Below are 21335 nucleotides of genomic sequence, written 5' to 3'. Positions count from 1 at the left end.
CCCCAAATAAGGGGCGTTTTTTTTCTATAACTTTTTAAAAGAATACTTATCAATGTTAATGGAAACAATAGACACTTCCTGACTTTATACATGTGTTTCATTCTGTATTATCTTACTGTCTGTGTCCTTATATTTTATACATGTTAAGTTCTCATAATGGATTTTATCGGTATGAAATAGAAAAGACACCTTTTAGTTTTAATACAAGGTAACCGTTTTCATTTTTTACTTTCTCAAAATGATTTGATAGGTTATAATAAATATCTACAAAAATATTAAATGATATGTAAGTAACAAGCAATTACACCCTTAATATTTAGCTGAAAGAAAAGCCCACCTCTGACAAATCAGGCGGGTTTTTCTTTTTTAGATGTATATGATACACACCCTTAGTTCACATAAAACATTTTATGTGAACTAGTGTCCCAGCAAAATTATTAAGATTTAACTCTTTATTTAATGGACGATAAAAATAATACATCGGGTCACAACGGACTCGGTGCGTTATTGATTAGTTATGACCCACTACTTGGTGAGGAATATAAGGTTCTTCCAAAAATGCAACTTCTTCAGGCGTTAACTTAACAGATAGAGCATCTACAGCATTTTCTAAATGGGATATTTTTGTTGCACCAATAATAGGAGCTGTTACTTGGTCTTTTTGCAACAACCATGCAAGTGCAACATGAACACGGGGAATATTATGTTTTTCTGCGATTGATGCGACTCTCCCTACTACTAATCGATCTGCTTCTATAGTTCCATCATATTTAGACTTTTGAACTTCATCTGTTTTAGAACGATAGGTTGCTTCTGCCCAATCACGTGTCAATCTTCCGGATGCAAGTGGGCTATATGGAGTTACTCCAATTTTTTCTTCTTTGCAAAGGGGTAACATCTCTCTTTCTTCTTCACGATATAGAAGATTTAAGTGGTTCTGCATGGATACAAATTTAGTCCACTTGTTTTTCTCTGCTACATGCAATGCTTTTTGGAACTGCCATGCGTACATGGCAGAAGCACCAATGTATCTTGCTTTTCCAGCCTTTACAATGTCATGTAATGCTTCCATTGTCTCTTCAATGGGTGTATTGTAATCCCAACGATGAATAATATAAAGATCTATATAATCTGTTCCAAGACGTTTCAGACTCTTATCGACTTCACTCATGATGGATTTTCGAGAAAGACCAGAGCCATTAGGTCCTTTATGCATGGGTTGGTGTACCTTAGTTGCAATCACAACTTCATCACGATTAGCATAATCCTTTAGGGCAGACCCCAGTATTTCTTCACTTACTCCATGCGAATACACATTTGCTGTATCAAAGAAGTTAATACCAAGATCAAGAGCTTTTTTAATAATAGGACGACTCTTTTCTTCATCAAGTACCCATGGGTGTACCCAATTAACAGCATCCCCAAAACCCATGCACCCAAGACAAAGACGAGATACATCTAATCCAGTATTTCCAAGCTTCACATATTCCATTGATAATTCATTCCTTTCCCATCAGCATCTTTTTATTGATTCTTATCTAGCAAATAGCCCTTCATATCTCATGTAATAATTGTTTTTCAGTCCTCTTAGCTTAATTCCTAAACAAATTTTTAATTTAATACGGTTCTTTGTTTATAAGCTCCTCCTATACTTTATAGTTACAGATCAAGTCATTCCTATTTGTCCCATTTATGCGTTTTACTTTTTATATTGACAAATTGAGTAACTCGATTGGATACAAGTCTATCACCTTCGAGCAACACGAAGTCAATACTTTTAATTGCGGTTAATATAAACATGAAATGAATTTTTTAAACAAAAAGACAGACTAATTTTATCTAGTCTGTCTTCCCTAATATGTCATTTACATTTGAATCAACACGTCGTTTAGAGGTATTAAATGATTTTATCCTTCATAAATTATTGTTTACTTCATCCCTTCTGTTGAAAGGTGCTTTTTGGAATCAAACATATATTTTCTTATTAAAATAGATACTAGACTCAATATCAGGAATAGCAATGCTCCTAATACAATGTATTGTGTCCCCATTCCTGATATAAATAAGCCACCCACTGCTGTACCAATGGTTATCCCTAAATTACTAACCGACAAAAATAATCCATTTGCGAAATCCGGAGCTTCGGGGGCCGCAGAAGTAATCCAATATTGACTAACGTTATTTCCTATAGCAAATAAGAATCCCCATACCAAAATCGTAAGCATCATAAATCCAGTGGATGTTCCGGTAAGTAAGGACAATAGATGAATGATCCCTAATATAATGGGAAAAGTTACGGCTGTTTTCATGGCATTTTTTGTAAGTAACCTACCACCTACAAGATTTCCAATTAGACTGGCTAACCCTAATATAAATAACGCCAAAGTTAAGATGTTCCCTGATATATTCGTAACGGTTTCAAGATATTCTGTAATAAAAGTATTAACACTCGAAGTTGCGGAACCTATAAAGATGACCGCTGCGATAGCTAACCAAGTAAGAGGTCTCTTTAATACACTCACTTGAGATCCGTAAGAAAGTCTTTCTTTAACCGGCATGGATGGAATAAATACCAATGTAGCTATGAACGCTATTGCATTGACGATAGCAAAAAATAACATAGCGCTTTCTAGGGAAGTTTCACTAGCAATATAATTCGTAATGGGTACACCAAGTATCATACCTGCAGTTACGCCCAAAATCACTTTAGAAACAGCCTTTGGAGCCTCTTCTCTGCTAACTGAAGTAGCAGCTACTGTCAAAGCCAATGAACAATAAATAGGGTGAAAAAATGCTGGAACTACACGAGCAATTAGTAATAGGGTAAAGTTTGATGCAAACATAGAGACAATGTTACCCAAGATAAAAATAGCAAGGACAAGCAACATGACCTTCTTGCGATTTATGCCTGAAAACAATAATGGCAGTATAGGACCAGAAATTGCAACTGCAAGGGCAAAGAGGCTCACTAGAAGCCCTGCTTGAGATACACTAATATGATAGTGATCAGCAATTAAAGGTAATATCCCAACAACACCCATTTCAGTTGTTAGGATGCCGAACACTCCTATTGTTAATATAAAGATAAGTAAATTATTTCGTTTAGACATAAAAATCTATCCCCTACTTTCATTAATTAATAATTATATTGATGTACACTTTGTGATTTACTTTGAACTATCCTAGAATCTTTCTTTTTACTGTGAATAGCTTACGCTTTTTATTACATAAATCACCTCTGCCTTTTTGTAAGATATTACTAAAGCGGTCACCAAATGGGCCGAAATCTTCTATATCCCTTGTATTGGAATGACAACTTCACCACCTTTATGCTACGATAAGCCTACTACCTTCGAGCAACACGAAGTCAAGGTTTTTTAAGCAACTTTAACATATTTTTTAAGGAGGACTTACTAATGTATACGGTAAAAGAAGTGGCGAAACTCCTTGATCTGACTGAACACACGGTTCGTTACTATACAGATAAAGGATTAGTTCCAAGTTTGCAGCGTGATAAAAATAATAATCGCCTTTTTGATCAGCAATCTATTAATTGGCTTAGAGGTGCAAAACATTTGAAACAGAGTGGTATGTCTGTCGAGGCCATCAAAACTTATGTAGATTTATGTCTGGAAGGTGAATCTACTATTCCACAACGTTATGAGATACTTTTAGAACAGAGAGACAAAACTCTGGCTCAGTTAGAAGAAGCGAAACAAAGAGCAGAATTTATGGTAAATAAAGTGGATCACTACCGTGATATTATGAATAAGGTAGTCCCAGATAACATGAATCCAGGGAACTGGTCAAAAAATGAAATACAGGATAAAGCGCCCTTAAGTTAATGAGTGCTGTGACCAAAAATATCGTTTTTTAGGACAGGTTAGAAGAACCTAATTAAAAGAGAAAAATACGTGACTTACTTATACCTTAATTTACTAACTGGCATCCTGTTTAAATTTATTAGATATTTTACTATAAAGAAAAAAGCACAAACTCGTTGTTACTAAACGGATTTGTGCTTTTTTCTTTATATATACTTTTACAAATATTTGATGATATTGAGTAGACTAGTCATTTCTTTTACTTTAAATGTGGTGAACCCTGTTTAAAAAATAATTAAAACCTATTGACTTCGTGTTACTTGAAGGTGATAGCCTATCTATAGCACAAGAGTGTTTAATGTATAAATCTCAACTTAAGAGGAGTAACTGGAAGCAAGTATAGGGAGGAATTGTATATGCAAAAAGTAATGTTAAACAATAGTGTAGAGATGCCAATATTGGGATTTGGGTTTATCAAATTGAAGATGCAAAGCAATGCGAACAGGCTGTCTACGATGCCCTTATCGCTGGTTATCGCCTAATTGATACAGCTGCTGCTTACATGAATGAAGAAGCAGTCGGAAAAGCAATTAAACGAAGTGGTATCCCAAGAAAAGAAATATTTATTACAACAAAACTTTGGATTCAGGATGCAGGTTATGAGGATGCAAAAAAAGCATTTGTAAAGTCGCTGGAGCGACTAAAAGTAGATTATATTGATTTATATTTAATTCATCAGCCATTTGGTGATGTATATGGCTCTTGGCGTGCTATGGAGTAGTTGTACCGAGAAGGTAAGATTAGAGCAATTGGAGTCAGCAGTTTTTATCCAGATCGCTTGGTGCAATTGTTATCCACACTAAGTCTCGTTATTCAACCTTTTCATCATTGTTTTTCCCCATTGATGCGTCACAAAATCTGGTGCAATCTTGCTCATGAAACGCATAATTTTGCTGAAACCTGGATTCAAACGAATTTTATTTTTTTCCATACCTTTTATACCAGCATCAACAAGCTTGTCCAATGGCAAATCAATGAATTTTGTTGACTTGTCACGTGACATTTTATCCTCTAAATTCGTTTCAGAAATGAGTGGCGGACAGAGCTCCATGACATGAATCCTCTCATTTCCGGCTCGAATTTGTTCACGTAGCGCATCTGTGTACATGTGTATTCCAGCTTTTGTTGCCGAATAAATTGGACTACTTGCCACCGAAATATTTGCTAGTACGGAGCTGACATTCACAATCATGGCTTCTTCTTGTTTAGCAAGAAGAGGAAGGAATGCTTTTGTCACATAGATCGTGCCGTTCAGGTTCGTATCAATTTCTGTGGTTAGTTGTCCACCTGTGACTTCTTCAGCGAATAGATCATAGTAGCGCATGATACCAGCTGAGTTAAATAGGACATCTAGTTTTGAATACTGTTGTTTGATTTGATGCACCAACTGGTCAACCGACTTTACTTGACTGACATCCGCAGCAATGCCAATTAAATTAGGGTTTTCTTTGATTGCTTGGTCAATGTTTTGTTTGGATCTACTAGTGACAATCACTGTGTTCCCCATTTCAACAAACCTTTTTGCGAAAGCCAAGCCTATACCAGATGTCCCACCTGTTACTAAAATAGTTCGATTCTCCAATTTCATATCGTTGTTTTCCCTTCCTGTATAGTCCTAAAAATTAATAATTACTTTCCCTCTTGGTCTTCCATTTGCCACAAGTTCTAGCGCTTCATTTATATTGTCTATGCTAAATAGTGCGGGATGAATTGGTGGAACAATGTTGTTCTCTTCAATGATTTTGGTAACCTTTTTGAGTTGTGCGCCGTCAGAACGAACAAACATAAAATGATATTCCACATTGTGTTTCTTGGCTTTGTGGTCATACTTTGCACCAGCAATGGAAAACAGCTTTTGTTTCCAAAATGGGAAATTCCCTTTTTTTCCGAAAAGCTTATTTGGACCTGTACGTAGAGAGAGCAATCTTCCGCCAGGTTTGATGATACTCAATTCGTTGTCAAATTCTTTAGGACCCAGCGTATCAATTACATAATCCACATCCGACAACACGTCAACATAGTTTTCTGTTTTGTAAATTAAATATTGGTCTGCCCCCATTTCCAACGTGCGTTCGCGTGCTTCTGAGTTGCCACTAACAATGACATTTAGACCCATTTCCTTTGCGAGTGGGACAGCCATTTGACCAAAGCTACCCGATCCACCTGGAATAAAAACAGATTTACCAGGCTGTGCCTCAAGTTCTTCGTGCAGACCTTGATAAGCAGTGAGTCCAGCCAGTGGTGCAGCAGCAGCTTCCACATAGGATAAGTTTTTTGGCATAGGTGCAATGGCGGTAGCATCGATTGCGGCATATTCTGCAAAAGCACCAATTCTTTTTAATGGGAGACGTGTGTAGATGTCCTCTCCTACTTGAAATTCTGTCACGCTTTTTCCAACCTTTTCTATAATTCCTGTCAGTTCATTACCAAGCGTTAGTGGGAATTCATAATCCTGAATCAGTTTTACGCTACCTGTGATGATCAACATTTCGAGTGGATTGACCGCGGCAGCTTTAACTTTTACTAAGACTTGGTTTTCATCGATTTCTGGGATTGGAATGTCATTGACTTGGATATGGATATCTTTTGAATATTTTGTTATTTGAGCTGCTTTCATAAGTGTTTTCATTCTTTTCATTAGCACCCTTCCATTGAGTTGCTTTTATTAAGTTTCTTTACCTTGTTTTTATTATTTTCACTGTCCATTTCATTTTCTATCTTTAGTATAATTTTTTTATAAAGCTCTTATATTATTCCAATTGTTTAGGTGGAGGGGACCTTATTTTAGGATCAATCCACCACCTAAACCTTAAATACTTACAAAATTACCTTTTTGTCTATTTGATACTAATGTTTTTTAGAACGTTCATTCTTAAATGATTAAATTTTTTAAAACGACTTTGTTGATGCATCAAACACCTAGTATTGGATAGATTTGATCTCTTAAATTGAAATTGTAGCTTTCATCTACGATACCTACGACTTTATCGTTATCATAAAGTTCCATCATAAAACCAGCCATTTGTTTAGCTGTGTGATACATAGGCATAAAGTTTTTGTAATCAAATTCTTCTACATCCTGTGCAGTTTTCTCAAATTCTGTTTCTGTCACTGCTGGTGCTAAAACTTTCGCCTTCATTTTTGCACTTTTAAGCTCTAGTTCTTTTGCAAGACCTTCTGTAAATGCACTAACAAAATATTTAGATGCAGAATAGGTGATACCACCAATATAAGTTGCATATCCAAGTGCGGAGGATACATTAATTAATTGAGTTCCCTCTACATAAGAATAATCTCGCACAAATAGTGTAGAAAGGATTGCCAATGACTCTATGTTAAGACGTAGCATGGATTCTACTTTTTCTAAATTCTGATCTGTCACAGAAGAAGATTCACCAAGACCGGCATTATTAATCCACGTCTCAATTTGATACTGTTTTAAACTGTTATACAGAGTGTAAGCCTGATCTGTTACCGATAGATCACTTGTATGAACAACAACATCTAAATCAGGATTTATATTATGAATGACTGATTTAAGCCCTTCTAATTTCTCTAATCTTCTAGCTACAATAATTAAGTTTTTGCCACGAGCAGCAAATTCTAATGCTGTTTCATATCCTATACCTGAACTTGCTCCTGTAATAACTGTGTACTTCATATTCTTTCTCTCCTTAAAAATATATTTAGATTGGTGTTAATTCATTTATTTAAACAACAAGATATAATTCATCCCAGTGCTGACAAATTCATATCAATAATGGTTTCTAATTCTTTTTTATCATTTGTTGTTTTTGCTAATACTCGTATTCCTACAAGGGAATTATGAATGAATTTAGAGAGCCCTTTGATATCATAGTGCTCAGGAATCTCTCCTTGTTCTTGACCATGTTTCAGTAAATCAAATAATAAGGTTTCGGTCTTTATAAACGTCTCTGTAATTTTTTCAGCTACTTCTTGATCAAGTAACGATAATTCAACTGCTGTGTTTACTGTTAAACACCCTTTTGGCTGTTTATCGGTTGGATAAATAACCATTTCAAATACTTTTCGTATTGCCTGCTTAACCGTTAATTCTGGTGTTATGTTACTTTTAAATCTTACATCCATTACTTCTACATAGTGACTTAGGGCTCGAATAAATAAAGTATGTTTATCACCGAACGTATCATAGATACTTCTACGATGAACGCCCATATAGTTCACCAAATCTTGCATGGATGTTTTTTCATACCCCTGTCGCCAGAAAAGCTCCATTGCTCTCCTTAATGCTTCTTTTTCATCAAATTCTTTGTTTCTAGCCATGTACTCACACCTTAGAACGTATTATCTCGTATGTCTGAGAAAGGATTTAGAATCATTTATACACTTAGAGTGCAACAATTTTATACTATTCATTTCCCCTCAATAAACTCTTTAGGTAATTTAAGAATAATCATTCTTATTTTGGTAATGAACAGTTAGATCTAACTTGTACTGAGTATATCAATTTAAGAACGTTCAGTAAAGAATTTTTAACCGAAAGTTAAAACCATTATTTTCCTAACTACTCAGAACTCTTTAGTAGAACAAGAAAAAGTAACGAAGTTTTGAAGCTAGCTCACCCTATAACATCGTCCATAACTGCTTCTTTAGGGGCAAACTTAAATCCAACTGTATATTTCTTTATAATTGTTTTAAAATATAAACACTAATAAGAACTCTCTATGCTAAAAAGAAGGGTAATCATTAAATGGTTAACCTTTTTTTGTGTTTATTAAAAATAATTGGGTGATTATAAGTATGGAAACTCATAAAGGTATTTTAAAAAGAGCTTTATCTTTGGAGATTGAAAAAGCGAGAAAGTCTTTAATTAAAGTAGGTTTAGAAGAAGGGTTTACTAATCCAAAAACTTTAAGAATTAGTCAATTCGTGGACGATCTGCTAGTTGAATTACATAAATTAAAATAGGTTATCGTCTTATTAAGAAACCTATGGAATTAAACACTCAAACACGTATTAATAATCGAGAAACAACTTAAAAGGGATAATTTGCTTCTTTCCTGCATTCTAATTTAAATTATATGCGATTATTGGTGAATTCAATATATCTAGACAGGCACGCCTATGTATAAAACATGCGCTTTTTATACATGTCTCTTACCTCCGTCTACTAGAGAAACCTTGTGAAATCAAGGATGTATAAAAAGCTGCATAACCCATATATTTTTCTGCTTAAGAACCCTTACTCCCACAAGGGTTCTCTTTTTGTATGTCTTCCGGAAAGCTGTATTATGTTGACTAAAGATATATAGAAGATATAGCTTAAAAACAGAAAAACTTCCCCAATGCGTTAAGGAAGTTTTTTGTGCAAAACTCGAATAAGAAAAGCACCAGGTGCCTCACGGCGTCTAGAGTAGTTTGCTCAAAAAAATATATAATACGTGTCCAGTTGAAGATATAGTATAATAAAATTAGAGCTAAGAACTCGTATAAAGGACATTTTCTTTTAAAAGAAAGTGTCCTTTATTTGTTAGTGCTGATAATCCTAGTTATGTTAAGTGAAATATGAATTATTCATAAAAATAATCAGTTTGACTATTTACTTCTAGTGATGACAATTGGATGAACGTCACCAAAAAGTCGGCTTACCTACCATAAACCAAAGCATAGTCATTAATAGAATAATGTAAATCCAAATAGATTGCTTTAGCTTAGTTGCCAGTTCTTTTTTATTTTGCCCTTCCTCCTTATACTTTCGAAGTGTTGGTGAAAACGCACGCGCCAGAAAGAACAAGGAGCAAAAGAGGAAAATCAGGGTCATTATAATCCATGGAGTAGTCCACGTCCATGGACCACACATAACAAGGAGTATCCCTGTTATAACAAGAACATGGCCTGTATGTTTTGCGAGCCTAACGACAGATTGAAATGTACTCAAATAGGCATTCGTTTCTTGTTCTCTTGCACTATGTAGTTTTTTTACGAGTGGCAAGAGAATAAAGAAAGGACCAATAGATAAAATGACACTAGAAACATGAATATATACTAATATACGGTACAACAAATCCATTTCTTTTACCTATCAATCATTAACTGATCTGAACTCATGCACCCATACCCTCATTTGCGGAAGCCAAGGCATCCCCGGATGATAAGATAAAATAGATTGCTTATATTCCTCTACTGTATCATAGCCTTCCTGGCGAGCATTTTCATCTGTTAATTCACCTAGTGATTGAGAATAAACTCGTTCCACTATGAATTTCTTATCCCCTAAGATCATTATCTCTCCTACATCAGCATATCTTCCATTTCGGCGAGTTGCTGTTTTGCTGCCATTGATTACTTTATTTACATCATCGGGCATCGTTACAAGTCGATCGATTGTACATGTTTTTGGTGGCAATTCACTTTGTGCTTTATGATTACTCATTAAAAAAACTCCTTTCATTTCTTGTCTCTTATACAATGTATCACACTTTCATTAACAATTATTATTTGAATTAATTAGGTTGAAATTTCCTCTTATAAATTCTGGTATGGTTTATCCCTTTTCTTATTCTATAGCCTACGTTCATGACGTAACGTATAAGAAAACTAATTATTTTTTATGCGTATAATAAGATTTATTTTATGGATTAAATAGACTATTTTCCATTAGCTTTCTTAACATCTAAATGGGTGTACCTACCTTTTTGTACTATATACATGGGACAGCCTTAATCCTAGGTTATGTATTGTATCCTCAATAAATCAATGTGACAACAACACTAAAATAAATATAATGTTACATATTTTTCTTCCACAATTTTTTTATCAAACTAACTGTGCAGGATAATCCAATAAATTTGTTGTATAGATACGTAGCAAGTGTTATGCAAAAAAGAACATGCGTTCTATTCTTTAGTTAGCTATGATTTATTGAAATCTAAATAAAATTTTAAAAGAGGTGTTTTTCATGGTCTTAGGAATTTATCCTTATTTAGTGATGAACGGTAATGGACAAGAAGCTGTTAAATTTTATGAGCAGGCATTGGATGCAAAAGTTATTGGAGTTCAAACTTTCGGAGAAATGCCCGGAAATCCAGAATTCCCTACTCCTATAGAAGCAATAGATCGTGTAATGAATGCGCATTTAAAAGTTGGTGATACGGATTTAATGCTTTCTGATACATTTCCAGGTCAACCATACCAAATTGGATCACAAGTGACGGTAGCCATCAGCATAGACAGTATAGAAAAATCGAAAGAAGTGTTCGAAAAACTCAAAGAAGATGGTCAAGTAGGAATGCCCCTTCAAGAAACTTTCTGGAGCCCATCATATGGACAAGTAACAGATAAATTCGGTGTTACCTGGCAAATTTCAACACAACTTGCTGATAATAAGTAATTGATGAAAAGTTAGTTTTTTAATTAAATTAAATACCTTATTGAACTAAAGGGGCAGCAGTTCGATAAGGTACATCTAAATATAATCAAACTTCATTTTAAAGTAGCCTGGATCCTAGTATAAATGCATGCTTTTTTCATTTTTACCCTCTGTAGAAAGATTTGTCGTCATATAGAGTGTAAAATAAAACTTATATTTTTATAACATAGTTTATATATTTACTTCTCATTGATAATAACGTTGATTACGTATTCTTAATAAACCTTATAGTGCTTTGGTCGTTTTGTTGTGAAAGAAACAAAAACTCGTTATACTGTATACAAATTAGGGAGGAGTTAGTATGGATAAAAGACAGCAGTTAATGAGTGAACTTATGGATTTGTGTAATGAGATAATCTGGCGTAATAAACCGGAAGTAGAATTGGCTTTAAAGGACTATAAATTGAGTGAAATAGAATTAATCGAAAATATTGCTCTAATCCCAAATGCAAATGTAACAAGACTTGCAGCTGCAAGCTACATGACTCGAGGTGCTATCAGCAAGCTTACCAAGAAGCTGATAGCTAAAAATATTATTGAGAGTTATCAAAGTGTTGAAAATAAAAAGGAAATATATTTTCGATTAACAACTAATGGACAAAAAATAAATGATATCCATCAAAAATTACACCAATCTTTTCTTGAACGTGATAAAGAAGTATTTAAGCACATGACCAATGAAGAATTTGACACTATTTTTCGTTTCATTGGTAGATATAGACATCATCTGAAAAATATCACTGAGTAAGTGGTGTTTTTTTATGTTGTTTTATTGTTGACTAGGAAACAATAAAGGGATAAACTTATATTTGTTTCCTGAGAAACAATAACTTTAAAGGAGAACTATCATGGATACTTCAATAAATAAACATGCCCTAACGTTTGGGCTTATCACTGTCTTCTTAACTGGTCTTGGATTAACTATAGTTAGCCCCGTTTTACCTTTTTTAGTAAAGACTTATACTAGTAATCCCAGCAGTCAGGCTACTGCAGTAACATTACTTACGTCTATATACGCTCTTTCTGTCTTTTTGGCTGCACCAGTCTTAGGTGCGTTAAGCGATAGATATGGTCGTCGTCCAGTATTAATTATTAGTCTAATCGGCTCTGCCCTTGGTTATTTTATCTTTGGACTTGGAGGTGCACTTTGGATTCTCTTCCTTGGTCGTATCATTGAAGGTTTGACAGGTGGCGAAATTTCAGCAATTTTTGCTTACTTTGCAGATATCACCCCTTCAAATGAACGCACTAAGTACTTTGGTTGGATTAGTGCTGTTGTTGGGGTTGGCACTGCTCTGGGCCCTATAATTGGAGGTGCACTTGGGACTTTCGGAAACAGTGTTCCTATGTATGCTGGTACGGTTATCACATTGTTTAATGCCATATATGGCTATTTTTTAATGCCTGAGAGTCTTAAGAAGTCTAAACGCTCTTGTAGTATCTCTGTTAGACATCTTAATCCATTTATACAATTATCCAAGGTTTTTTCCTTTAAATCTGTTAAATGGCTGCTAATTGCTGGGTTCCTAATTTGGATCCCTAACGGATCATTACAAGCTATCTTCTCTCAGTTTTCAATAGATACCTTTGCATGGCAACCTATATTTATTGGTCTGACATTTTCTATAATAGGTGTACTGGATATCTTTTCTCAAGCAATCATTATGCCACGGCTACTCAAATTTTTGACAGATAAAAAAATTGCTCTTTTAAGCATGATAAGTCAAATTATTGGTTTTATCCTTATTTTGATTTCAACCCTTACAGCTTTTTATTTAGTCTTTATTGTTGGGATGGTTTTCTTCGGATTGGGTGATTCAGTCTTTGGGCCATCATTTAATGGCATGCTTTCAAAATCTGTTAGTGACAGTGAGCAAGGTCATATACTAGGGGGAGCTCAAAGTATTCAATCTCTAGCCCGATTTAGTGGACCTATCATTGGTGGTCAGCTGTATTCAGTAGTTAGCCACGCTACTCCGGCCATCATGGGTGTGGTACTGATTGGTATCTCTGCTCTCGTTTTATCAAAAAAGCATCGTTATATTTAATAAAAAGCAACCATTAAACAAGAACAGAAGAACTGCCTCTTCATCGATGGCAGCTTTTTTCTGTTTTATAACTGTATACCTTATAAGCTTTTAGTTAACATAAAACGTATTATAGGTAATATAGCAAAACAACCCTAGAGTTATAACTCTAGGGTTATCTTAGTAATGATTACCGATAGATAATCCCCTTTATTTACTTTTTCAAATATAATTCTAATTTTCCAAACTTATCTATATGTTTATGTGTAGAGAAAACCTCTCTACTTATTCTTCCTACAATCGGTTCAGTTCTAAATACTCTTTTAAAGTTTGCTGTAACGTCCCTTTGGCTTCTGCCTTATCCTCAAAGGAGATTCCTGAGTGAATCATTGTCCTAACTAGGTCAGCACGTAAACCTGTAAGAATAGCTTCACATCCCATCATTGAAATTCCAGTTAGTACTTTCTGAAAATGATCAATAACATGCATCTCCATGTTGGCAACTCCAGACAGGTCTATAATTAATGTCTGAATTTTTATCTCTGAGATGCCCATTAACACTTTCTCTTCAATTGTTTGGATACGATTGATGTCAACCATTCCGATTAACGGTAGTACAGCTACAGATTGGCTAAGTGGTATAATGGGTACCGATAGATTTTCAACTAAGTCTCTTTGAGAGGCAATTAATTCATCTTTATACTTGGAATAACTAATGAGAAAAGTGTTAAGAAATTGATCGATCCTATCATTAATTCGTTTCTCTAAGGCATAAAATTCTTCACGACCATTAAAATGGTTATTTATTCGATCATATTGATAGAGAAAATGCCATAACGTTCGCCTAATAGCCTGTACCCATTCTAATTTGAAAGCAAGAGTTAAGGCATGCTCTGCCCAGGCTACCCCTTCTTGTTGAGCGAATGCAATGAGTTGTTCTTCTTTTTGTTCTACGACATAGAGAGATAACTTTTGAGCATTTTTCAAAAGATTAATATTTCCAGTTTCTAAAATGTCGTTAATCTTAGAAGCTACGTTAACTGCCTCTGATAAAAGTTTATCCTGAAAATTTTGTTTGTTATCTTTAATAAAATCTGTCATTTTCTCTCTCTGATTATAAGTAGTTTCCATTTTGAATACACCCTTTATTTTTTTTATTGGTTATCGTTATCCTTATCCTTAGTTAGTATACCTAAATGAATTATTATCAATTTTCATTTTCAGTCTTTGTATAAAACCGAAAGTCTTCCTTATACTCATGACATTAGATGCGTCTTTAGATAAAAACCAACGGAGATCTTATAGAGAATTTTTAAATCTGGATATATTCATGGTCGTACTTATTTTTTTCAACATGATAAAGGGTTAATTAAGATCATGTTTGCTAGCTGCTACTCATTTAGATAGTTCATCAAAACTGTTCTGAAATTGTTCTTTATTTAACGTGTTAACATTCTCCCATGCCCTAGTAATGTAAGTCTCTAGATAGTTTGGCTAGGAAATGGATTCAGTAATAAAAACTTTACAAAATAAGACTCCTTATATTTTTACCCTCAAAAAATGTATTTCAAATCCATCTTTTATATTAAATGTATCCATTTTCGAAATTGTTAAATTACTAAAGGTAATAACCTATAAGAATACCCTACATTAAAATAGATTAAAGTTTAATTGGTAACATTTCTTTATATAGTGAGAAGGCGAATCAGTGATAGATGACACTAATTAAAATTAAAAAGATGTTAGAAACTTTATTACAGTACGAAGATAGCGAAATTATTCATACCATTTGTAGTTTACATAATACTTCTCCCTTAGCTATTCTAAAGAACTTTAATTGAGAAATCTTGAAACGGATGAGATTGAACATGTTACAGATGCAGAGATTACATCTATAGCTTTGTATAACATAATAAATATGTGGGAAAAGAAGTTAAACTACTTTTAAAGTTTAGATAATGATTTTTTTAGAAAAAAGATCCTGCATCATTTAGAAATTTGCTCTTTTTGATTTGAGTATATAAATTCCTTTATTTCTACAATTGAAAGACCTAGTTGATAAGCTTCCTGTATAAGGCTAATCCATTCCTGGTCTTAGCACAGGCTTCCTCCCAACTTTCCTAATTTAGATTGATGAGATTTTAACATTCAACAATGATACATTAGAAATCGATACTATTTATTCAACATATTTCTTCAAATTTCCTGCAACATAAGTCTTTTTAGATAATTAAATAAGATTTAGTGTAGAAAAAAGGAAATTTAAGGAATCGTTATTGAAGCTCTGAGCAAGCTAACTAAGGTGCAATACAGCAACACCTAATGACTATTGTTAATTCCACTTACAGAAAAAAGACCATCTCTTTTGACTGGGAAGAGATGGTCTTTTTTTGTGTATAGTATGATCTCTTAATTACCATAATCACAACTCTCAGAATTAAAAAAAGAGCCGTTTGTTATAATACGGCTTCTTTTACTAATTTGTATACTTTTGATAGTTGCTGCTCCTATTAATAAGTTATTTATTATACGTCGTATCGGTATTTCTATAATTATCAGTGTTAAGAACATGTTTATCTAGATACTTATGAAAGAACCACTCACCGCTGGTTATAACAATTGCTGATACTATAAAGTCCTGAATAATAGTGCTGTTATTTTCAAAAAGGGATGCGCCCATTATCCAGATTACTAAAAAAATTAAAATAAGATCAAAAATTGTAGCGATAGTGTTTCGTTTTTTGTAGTCTGAATCATCATCAGCATTTCAATATACTAACAAATCGTCAAGAGCGTAAGCGATAACTGTGAGGACCAAACTAATCAGCATGCTGTTACTAAAATCATAATTATAAATGCCTGTTAGTATAATACCTAATACCAAAGCACTCATTACAAACTTTATAATAAGAGCCTTTAGATGTTTCATTTTATCTTCTCCCTTCCTTTAATTTGATTTTTAGGGTTATATACCTAGTTCCAAGAAGAATAACCTTTTTTACACTAAAGAAAGGATTGTCTATAATAAGCCTAATTTTCACCTGGCATAATATAATATCCTACGTCATCTCAATCAACATAGTGTTCCTTATTGTTGCATACAAAAAAGCCCTTTCAACAAGGGCTTTTTGAAGCATTCTTATGAATTTTTAAAGTGTTACATACCATTACCAACTAGAATTTTTTATTAATTGGATTACTCTCCTTTTAAAACCTTTCTATTTGGCGCTTGAGGTGGTTGTTCTAGCCATTGTCGGTTGACCATAATATTAAATCCCTTTTCGGCATAAATTAATATTTCTCCAATTACTTTACTATAATAAGTAGCTAAATCCAGCCTCATAGATAAAGATAAAGCATGTCCAATAAGTGTCACATCAATGGAATTCAAAAAATTAAAAAGCGCAAAGATAAGTTTGTCGGAAATGGGAGAAACGGTTGAATTCGTTACTTCCATACTAACAGGAACCGTGCCAAGAAGTTCTTCTTTTTCTAAAAGCTCATTAAAGAAATTAATTTGTTTTTCTGATATTTCCATTCCATCTTTTATATAATTTTTAATTTCTTTATCTTTAATCACTTGTAACAAGCCCATACAGAGTAACACCGAGAAATAGTTACGCTCTATATTGAAGAATATTTCAGTAAGTTCGACTGCATTTAAAGGTCTCTTTTTTCCCATGGCTGCTACTATATAAGATTGTTTTTTTACATATTCGACTTTCTCAGGATAGGTAATCATAGGTGGTCGATCGTAAATACCTTTAGATAACATTAAGGTTGTAGATTCTGCATAGAGTTCTGTAGCCTGATTTAAGGCTTTAGTGAAGAAATCAAGTACATCTGCCCGAGCAACAGTAGAAGTAGCAAACCCTAAGTTAACCATTGACATGCGATTCATTGAGTAGACAAAACTCAGAGCAAAAAGATCATAAAAAAGAGGGGGAGCCAATAAATTAATATCCTTTTCCATAAATCCATCGGGTAAAGGGATACTTTCCTCAGAAAAAATGTCCTTAATTTGGTTTAAATGTGTTTGAGAGACATGTAAAGATTTTTGCAAAATAGGCTTTATTTCTTCATCTTATAAGTGAGGAAGAAAATACTTTAACAAACAAGTAGACATTGTTTCTTGAATATAAACTCCCCATAACCCTCCAATTTCAGGACTTGACAACCTTATATTACGCTTAACCATTGATGCCTCCTAATTACATGTATTTATCTTAAGTATTGTATTTTTTTCTAAATTATTCTTTTCTTAATCTTCAGCAGGCTAAAGAACATCTTTACTTATAGTTACCATAATCATAATGGACTTGTAAGAAATGAATACGATATAGGGGGGTAATATACTTTAAGGGCTGATATAGAAGAAATTAAAAGTGAAATCATAAATAGATTGAAATAAATAACAATTAGTACAACTAATAATAAACTCTATTAAATAAGATTTTCTGTATAGAGCGTACTACTTGAGGAGCTAGTAGGTATGATGATGCTAATTCTCCAATTTCCTTAAGGGAATTGGAAAAGCTACTGTTTAGGGCAGTAGCTTTTTTTATTAACTAGATAAATTATCTTGGAAGAGATAGATAATTTATTTTATGGTTTCTTAGATCTTGATAACAAAATTTCCCTTGAATTAAGGTAATGATTCATAAAGACTAAGTTATTTCTCATAGTAGTATGCATGACAATTTTTATTAAATTAAGAGTTGTATTAACCAATTATTTATTCTCCCCTCTATATATGTTTATAGTTTTTTCAAAATACAACGGACCTCCATGCACCTGTGGGGTAAAATAATATCCTTGAGCAAGATTAAGTGAATTGCTTTTTCTTTTTTATATAATTTAGTACGACTTCACGCTCATCTTCAAATAATAGGTTTAAATGATTAATTTTAGATATAGGTTGCCAGAAATATGAGTCTACAATCGGGACTTTCTTTTCTCCAGCTAATATTTTAACTTCAAAATAGGTCATGTGAACATCAACATTATAGGTAGTAGACCTATTCTCGTGTATTTTTTTTACTATCTCTACTTGATAACCGGTTTGATGCCATACTTCTCGAATACAACAATCTTCGAGCCTTTCATATCCTTCGATAGCACCAGAAGGAACAGACCAACGCTTGGGCATGTTGGGTTTTTCTTGGGAGACCATTAATAATTCATCTTTATCATTTAAACAAATTATTGCAAAACCACTACACGTATTCACTAAGATCTCCCCTTTTAAAAACATTATAGGCGTACAGGTGCTTCTTATAAATAGAACTCAATCAAACTCGATGATATTCTTAAGCAAGTCCTCTAAAAAAGTTACAGCGTGAGCTTAAACACAGGATATTCCTTTATTTGGTAATTGTAACTTTAAATACCACTTCTGTGTCATCTGCTACTTCAGCTCCTTGATAAAATGTACTATGCGAAACACTATGAGCTATAAATCTTTCACTTGTTTCAGGAATTATGACAGTATAATGAGTATTCTCAAAAAAGGAATCGTATAATTGATAATCTTGTTTACCTAAAACAGAAAATGAAAACTTAATTTGATCTCTCCTCTTAGTCATTTTTCCATTATTAATAATTCTTTTTTCAAGTCCCACTTCTTCTTTGCTGACTGTAGACGTAGTAAGATATTTTACATCAAATACAACATCATTAATGACTAATTCTTTCACTATTAAGTCCTCCTTCTCTATTTGTTTCCTTTTCTTAATTCGCCAAAGATTAACAGGTCACCTCTTTTCTAATATTTATCATTCTATAACTCATCTTAAAAAAGAACTTTTTTCTCTGAACCCCAAATATTTTTGTAATGATTTTATTAAACATCTAACTAATTGACTAACTAAGTTGTTTTACCTGAGTATGCACAAAAGGTGAAAAAAGAAGGAATTCTAGGAACAAAAATACAGTATAAAGGACGTATAGACGAATTAGAGAATATTTTGGAAAATAGAAAAGGAAAGAGAATAAAATAACATTTGAAAGGTGAATTCTGTTGAAAGAACGAGAACTTCAAGAAGTAACTCAACATCTAGATAAATTGTTTGAAGATTTAATAAATGAGAATATCACAGAAGAGGAATTTAACTATTTGTCCGATGAGCTTTACAAAAGACAAACCAGACTTAGATATGGGATTGAGATTGAAAATGGGATATATTACAGGAATTATTTAAGATTTTAAAACTAGCTAACCAAAAAGGCAAGGTTAGCTTTGTTAGAAACGAGATAATCATATATTAAAATATATGTACATTTTTTATACATGGGGTTGGTTTAGTGGGCTACCTTTCGCATGAAGTGTACGAGAAATCTAAAGGTGCCCCAACATATAAAGTAGAATGTACTAAGGATCAGTGGGAGTCTAGTAAATCGTACCGATTTACCCCAATAAAATAAACTTAAAAAAAGAGAAGGGTTGAACCTTCTCTTTCTGCTACCACATCTATACTTGGGGATATCTTTTTATTCTTTATTCTCACCGTTCATAAAAAAATCGACCCTTTATGAAAATAGCTTATTATAAAAATGGATAGATTGCTTCTGCATAAGCGATGGCGCCTTTTTTATTGGGATGGCCAATTGAAGCTCGTTTGCAAATTTCAAAATCAACTCCTGTACATCTGGCTTTTGTGCAGGAGATCAGCCTTTCTGTTGCGATAAAATCTTGTGGTGACATATCTAAATTAATGCCAAATACGTATGGGTCATCAGTAAGTGCAGAATGTTCCGCAGCTATATTTGGATCAGCAAAGAAAAAGCGTTTTTCCCTAGTTAAGTTAGCATTTGTTTCATCTACAGCCTGTTGGAGAAACACTTTTGACTCATTGGCCAGCTGCATACTTCTTGCATGTATGATTTGAAGGTGATGATTGGTCAAAAAGCCAGCACCAATGCCACCAGGTATTCCTTAAACTACTATTCCCAAAGCAACTAATAAAATTTCTACAGCACTTAAATCACTATGTTCAGAAACAGGTGGGTAGTATCCGGTTACAATTACCTTAGCGTTAGGGAAGGTAGTTGCTACTTTCTCTAGTAGAGTTTTACTACCATCGAGAAAGTGCTTACGATGTAGCTCAGTTAAATCAATATCAGTAAAAGGATTTAGGACGTTTCTAAGGTTAACATCATTTATTCGGACAATTGTACTTTCTGAAAATCCACTACCTATTAAGTTTATTTTCTTTCCTGGGCTCACACGTGTAGTGATTTGGTTATCCTGCAGAGCAGAGTCGATTTTAGGTTTAATATATAGAGAAGCCTTGTTAGATAAAGTTCCATCTAGCTGTTTTACCTGAATTGTATGCTGGCCACCCTTTAAAGAAGGTACTGCAAACTGCAGAGCAGTGTCACTAAAAGCATTTGTTTGCACAGGAGAACCATCTATTAACACGGTATCTGATTTTGTAAAGCGTTTACCTTTTAAGGTTATGCTATCACCTGCAAAAGCATAAGCTGGCACTGCTTCAAAAATAGCTGGCTCTAATAGTTTAATACCAATATCATCTGGGTCGATAACGTACATACCGATTGGTTCTGCAAATTTTCCTCCACTGTATCCACTAGAACCTTGACCAGCATAAGAACCATCAGGTCCCTTTAATCCCGCAGTTCTCGATCCAGGACCACAAACTGCACCAAAGTTTGCCTTAACGGAATCTCCAACTGGACACCCAGCACCTCCTGTACCTGGATAGCCAGGCTGACCTCCACTTCCTCAGCGTCCTCCATCGACCGTAATATAAAAACTCTTAAGGTATTTGTTAATAACTGCTTGTGGAGCATAAATTGAAAGCTTTCCTCCATGCCCTCCGTTACCTCCAGCACCTGCTCCTGCCTTACAGAATCCTGACCAGTCCAATTGAGCAGGCTTTCCTTTCCCTCCTTGGCCACCATTTCCCCCATCTTGTCCGGCACCGCCAGTAGTCCCATCTTGACCTCTTAAATCAAAAGCAGGACGTCCAATCATATCAAGCACCCACACTT

22 protein-coding genes and 3 pseudogenes are annotated in these 21335 nt (G+C 34.0%); 7 read left to right on the top strand and 18 right to left on the bottom strand.

From position 1 onward, the window contains the following. Nucleotides 1-511 precede the first annotated feature (511 nt). Entirely contained in the window at nucleotides 512-1492 is a 981-nt protein-coding gene (locus Q5794_RS09435; RefSeq protein ID WP_214987754.1) for an aldo/keto reductase, read from the bottom strand. 436 nt (nucleotides 1493-1928) lie between these two features. Further along, a complete protein-coding gene (locus tag Q5794_RS09430) occupies nucleotides 1929-3110 on the bottom strand; it encodes an MFS transporter (RefSeq protein WP_374989013.1) in 1182 nt (393 codons plus the stop codon). Nucleotides 3111-3416: 306 nt separating this feature from the next. Here Q5794_RS09430 and Q5794_RS09425 point away from each other — a divergent pair, with 306 nt between their 5' ends. Together Q5794_RS09425 and Q5794_RS09420 are read left to right on the top strand one after the other, a co-directional pair. Beyond that, the gene (locus tag Q5794_RS09425) at nucleotides 3417-3845 is read left to right on the top strand and encodes a MerR family transcriptional regulator (RefSeq protein ID WP_192997671.1); all 429 of its coding nucleotides are present in this window, start codon (nucleotides 3417-3419) and stop codon (nucleotides 3843-3845) included. Nucleotides 3846-4240: 395 nt separating this feature from the next. After that, nucleotides 4241-4677, top strand: a pseudogene (locus Q5794_RS09420) (aldo/keto reductase); the annotation flags it as partial. Between the two features lie 6 nt (nucleotides 4678-4683). Here Q5794_RS09420 and Q5794_RS09415 read toward each other — a convergent pair. From Q5794_RS09415 to Q5794_RS09400, 4 genes are all read right to left on the bottom strand, one after another. Continuing rightward, on the bottom strand, nucleotides 4684-5472 hold the full coding sequence (locus tag Q5794_RS09415; protein WP_374989012.1) for an SDR family oxidoreductase: 789 nt from the start codon (nucleotides 5470-5472) through the stop codon (nucleotides 4684-4686). Nucleotides 5473-5499: 27 nt separating this feature from the next. Then, on the bottom strand, nucleotides 5500-6513 hold the full coding sequence (locus Q5794_RS09410) for an NADP-dependent oxidoreductase (RefSeq protein WP_374989209.1): 1014 nt from the start codon (nucleotides 6511-6513) through the stop codon (nucleotides 5500-5502). A gap of 282 nt (nucleotides 6514-6795) precedes the next feature. Then, nucleotides 6796-7545: an SDR family oxidoreductase gene (locus tag Q5794_RS09405; RefSeq protein ID WP_192997669.1), complete on the bottom strand. Its 750-nt coding sequence runs from the start codon at nucleotides 7543-7545 to the stop codon at nucleotides 6796-6798. 68 nt (nucleotides 7546-7613) lie between these two features. Beyond that, the gene (locus Q5794_RS09400) at nucleotides 7614-8189 is read right to left on the bottom strand and encodes a TetR/AcrR family transcriptional regulator (RefSeq protein ID WP_057242778.1); all 576 of its coding nucleotides are present in this window, start codon (nucleotides 8187-8189) and stop codon (nucleotides 7614-7616) included. Nucleotides 8190-8666: 477 nt separating this feature from the next. On the opposite strand from Q5794_RS09400, the gene Q5794_RS09395 reads away from it, so the two are divergent. Continuing rightward, nucleotides 8667-8834: an aspartyl-phosphate phosphatase Spo0E family protein gene (locus tag Q5794_RS09395; protein ID WP_192997667.1), complete on the top strand. Its 168-nt coding sequence runs from the start codon at nucleotides 8667-8669 to the stop codon at nucleotides 8832-8834. A gap of 661 nt (nucleotides 8835-9495) precedes the next feature. Here Q5794_RS09395 and Q5794_RS09390 read toward each other — a convergent pair. Then, nucleotides 9496-9930, bottom strand: coding sequence for a DUF2269 family protein (locus Q5794_RS09390; RefSeq protein ID WP_214987852.1), 435 nt, complete (start codon nucleotides 9928-9930; stop codon nucleotides 9496-9498). A gap of 18 nt (nucleotides 9931-9948) precedes the next feature. Then, nucleotides 9949-10299: an ASCH domain-containing protein gene (locus tag Q5794_RS09385; protein WP_192997666.1), complete on the bottom strand. Its 351-nt coding sequence runs from the start codon at nucleotides 10297-10299 to the stop codon at nucleotides 9949-9951. A gap of 525 nt (nucleotides 10300-10824) precedes the next feature. On the opposite strand from Q5794_RS09385, the gene Q5794_RS09380 reads away from it, so the two are divergent. The 3 genes from Q5794_RS09380 (at nucleotide 10825) to Q5794_RS09370 (ending at nucleotide 13343) form a co-directional block, all read left to right on the top strand. Further along, nucleotides 10825-11256 carry a VOC family protein gene (locus Q5794_RS09380; protein ID WP_164797770.1) on the top strand — a complete coding sequence of 144 codons (432 nt, stop codon included), beginning with the start codon at nucleotides 10825-10827 and terminating at the stop codon, nucleotides 11254-11256. Nucleotides 11257-11596: 340 nt separating this feature from the next. Further along, on the top strand, nucleotides 11597-12043 hold the full coding sequence (locus tag Q5794_RS09375) for a MarR family transcriptional regulator (protein ID WP_057242773.1): 447 nt from the start codon (nucleotides 11597-11599) through the stop codon (nucleotides 12041-12043). 100 nt (nucleotides 12044-12143) lie between these two features. Continuing rightward, nucleotides 12144-13343 (top strand): MFS transporter, encoded by a 1200-nt coding sequence (locus Q5794_RS09370; protein WP_374989011.1) that lies wholly within the window; start codon nucleotides 12144-12146, stop codon nucleotides 13341-13343. Between the two features lie 273 nt (nucleotides 13344-13616). Here Q5794_RS09370 and Q5794_RS09365 read toward each other — a convergent pair whose 3' ends face one another. The 7 genes and pseudogenes from Q5794_RS09365 to Q5794_RS09335 all read right to left on the bottom strand — a co-directional run bounded on the left by Q5794_RS09365 (nucleotide 13617) and on the right by Q5794_RS09335 (nucleotide 19018). Continuing rightward, complete coding sequence (locus tag Q5794_RS09365; protein WP_374989010.1) at nucleotides 13617-14453, bottom strand: STAS domain-containing protein; 837 nt, start codon at nucleotides 14451-14453, stop codon at nucleotides 13617-13619. A gap of 855 nt (nucleotides 14454-15308) precedes the next feature. Beyond that, nucleotides 15309-15407 (bottom strand): annotated as a pseudogene (locus tag Q5794_RS09360) (hypothetical protein); the annotation flags it as partial. Nucleotides 15408-15840: 433 nt separating this feature from the next. Further along, a pseudogene (locus tag Q5794_RS09355) lies at nucleotides 15841-16251 on the bottom strand (DUF2512 family protein). A gap of 267 nt (nucleotides 16252-16518) precedes the next feature. Next, a complete protein-coding gene (locus Q5794_RS09350; protein WP_374989208.1) occupies nucleotides 16519-17397 on the bottom strand; it encodes a DUF3231 family protein in 879 nt (292 codons plus the stop codon). A gap of 9 nt (nucleotides 17398-17406) precedes the next feature. Next, the gene (locus Q5794_RS09345; protein WP_226897692.1) at nucleotides 17407-17520 is read right to left on the bottom strand and encodes a DUF3231 family protein; all 114 of its coding nucleotides are present in this window, start codon (nucleotides 17518-17520) and stop codon (nucleotides 17407-17409) included. 627 nt (nucleotides 17521-18147) lie between these two features. After that, nucleotides 18148-18552, bottom strand: a complete 405-nt coding sequence (locus Q5794_RS09340) for an NUDIX hydrolase (protein WP_192997660.1) — start codon at nucleotides 18550-18552, stop codon at nucleotides 18148-18150. Nucleotides 18553-18685: 133 nt separating this feature from the next. Next, nucleotides 18686-19018: a hypothetical protein gene (locus tag Q5794_RS09335; protein WP_374989009.1), complete on the bottom strand. Its 333-nt coding sequence runs from the start codon at nucleotides 19016-19018 to the stop codon at nucleotides 18686-18688. Nucleotides 19019-19341: 323 nt separating this feature from the next. Between Q5794_RS09335 and Q5794_RS09330 the strand changes: the two genes are divergently transcribed. Then, nucleotides 19342-19530: a hypothetical protein gene (locus Q5794_RS09330; RefSeq protein ID WP_057242769.1), complete on the top strand. Its 189-nt coding sequence runs from the start codon at nucleotides 19342-19344 to the stop codon at nucleotides 19528-19530. Between the two features lie 336 nt (nucleotides 19531-19866). On the opposite strand, the gene Q5794_RS09325 is transcribed toward Q5794_RS09330, so the two are convergent. The 3 genes from Q5794_RS09325 to Q5794_RS09315 form a co-directional block, all read right to left on the bottom strand. After that, the gene (locus Q5794_RS09325; RefSeq protein WP_214987743.1) at nucleotides 19867-20226 is read right to left on the bottom strand and encodes a hypothetical protein; all 360 of its coding nucleotides are present in this window, start codon (nucleotides 20224-20226) and stop codon (nucleotides 19867-19869) included. 30 nt (nucleotides 20227-20256) lie between these two features. Continuing rightward, a complete protein-coding gene (locus Q5794_RS09320; protein WP_374989008.1) occupies nucleotides 20257-20874 on the bottom strand; it encodes an IPT/TIG domain-containing protein in 618 nt (205 codons plus the stop codon). Between the two features lie 192 nt (nucleotides 20875-21066). Next, entirely contained in the window at nucleotides 21067-21318 is a 252-nt protein-coding gene (locus tag Q5794_RS09315) for a hypothetical protein (protein WP_374989007.1), read from the bottom strand. Nucleotides 21319-21335: the final 17 nt, after the last annotated feature.

Origin of the sequence: Priestia megaterium, from assembly GCF_041941685.1 — a bacterium.
In the GTDB taxonomy this organism is placed as follows: domain Bacteria; phylum Bacillota; class Bacilli; order Bacillales; family Bacillaceae_H; genus Priestia; species Priestia megaterium_C.
This window is presented reverse-complemented; position numbering and strand designations above follow the sequence as displayed.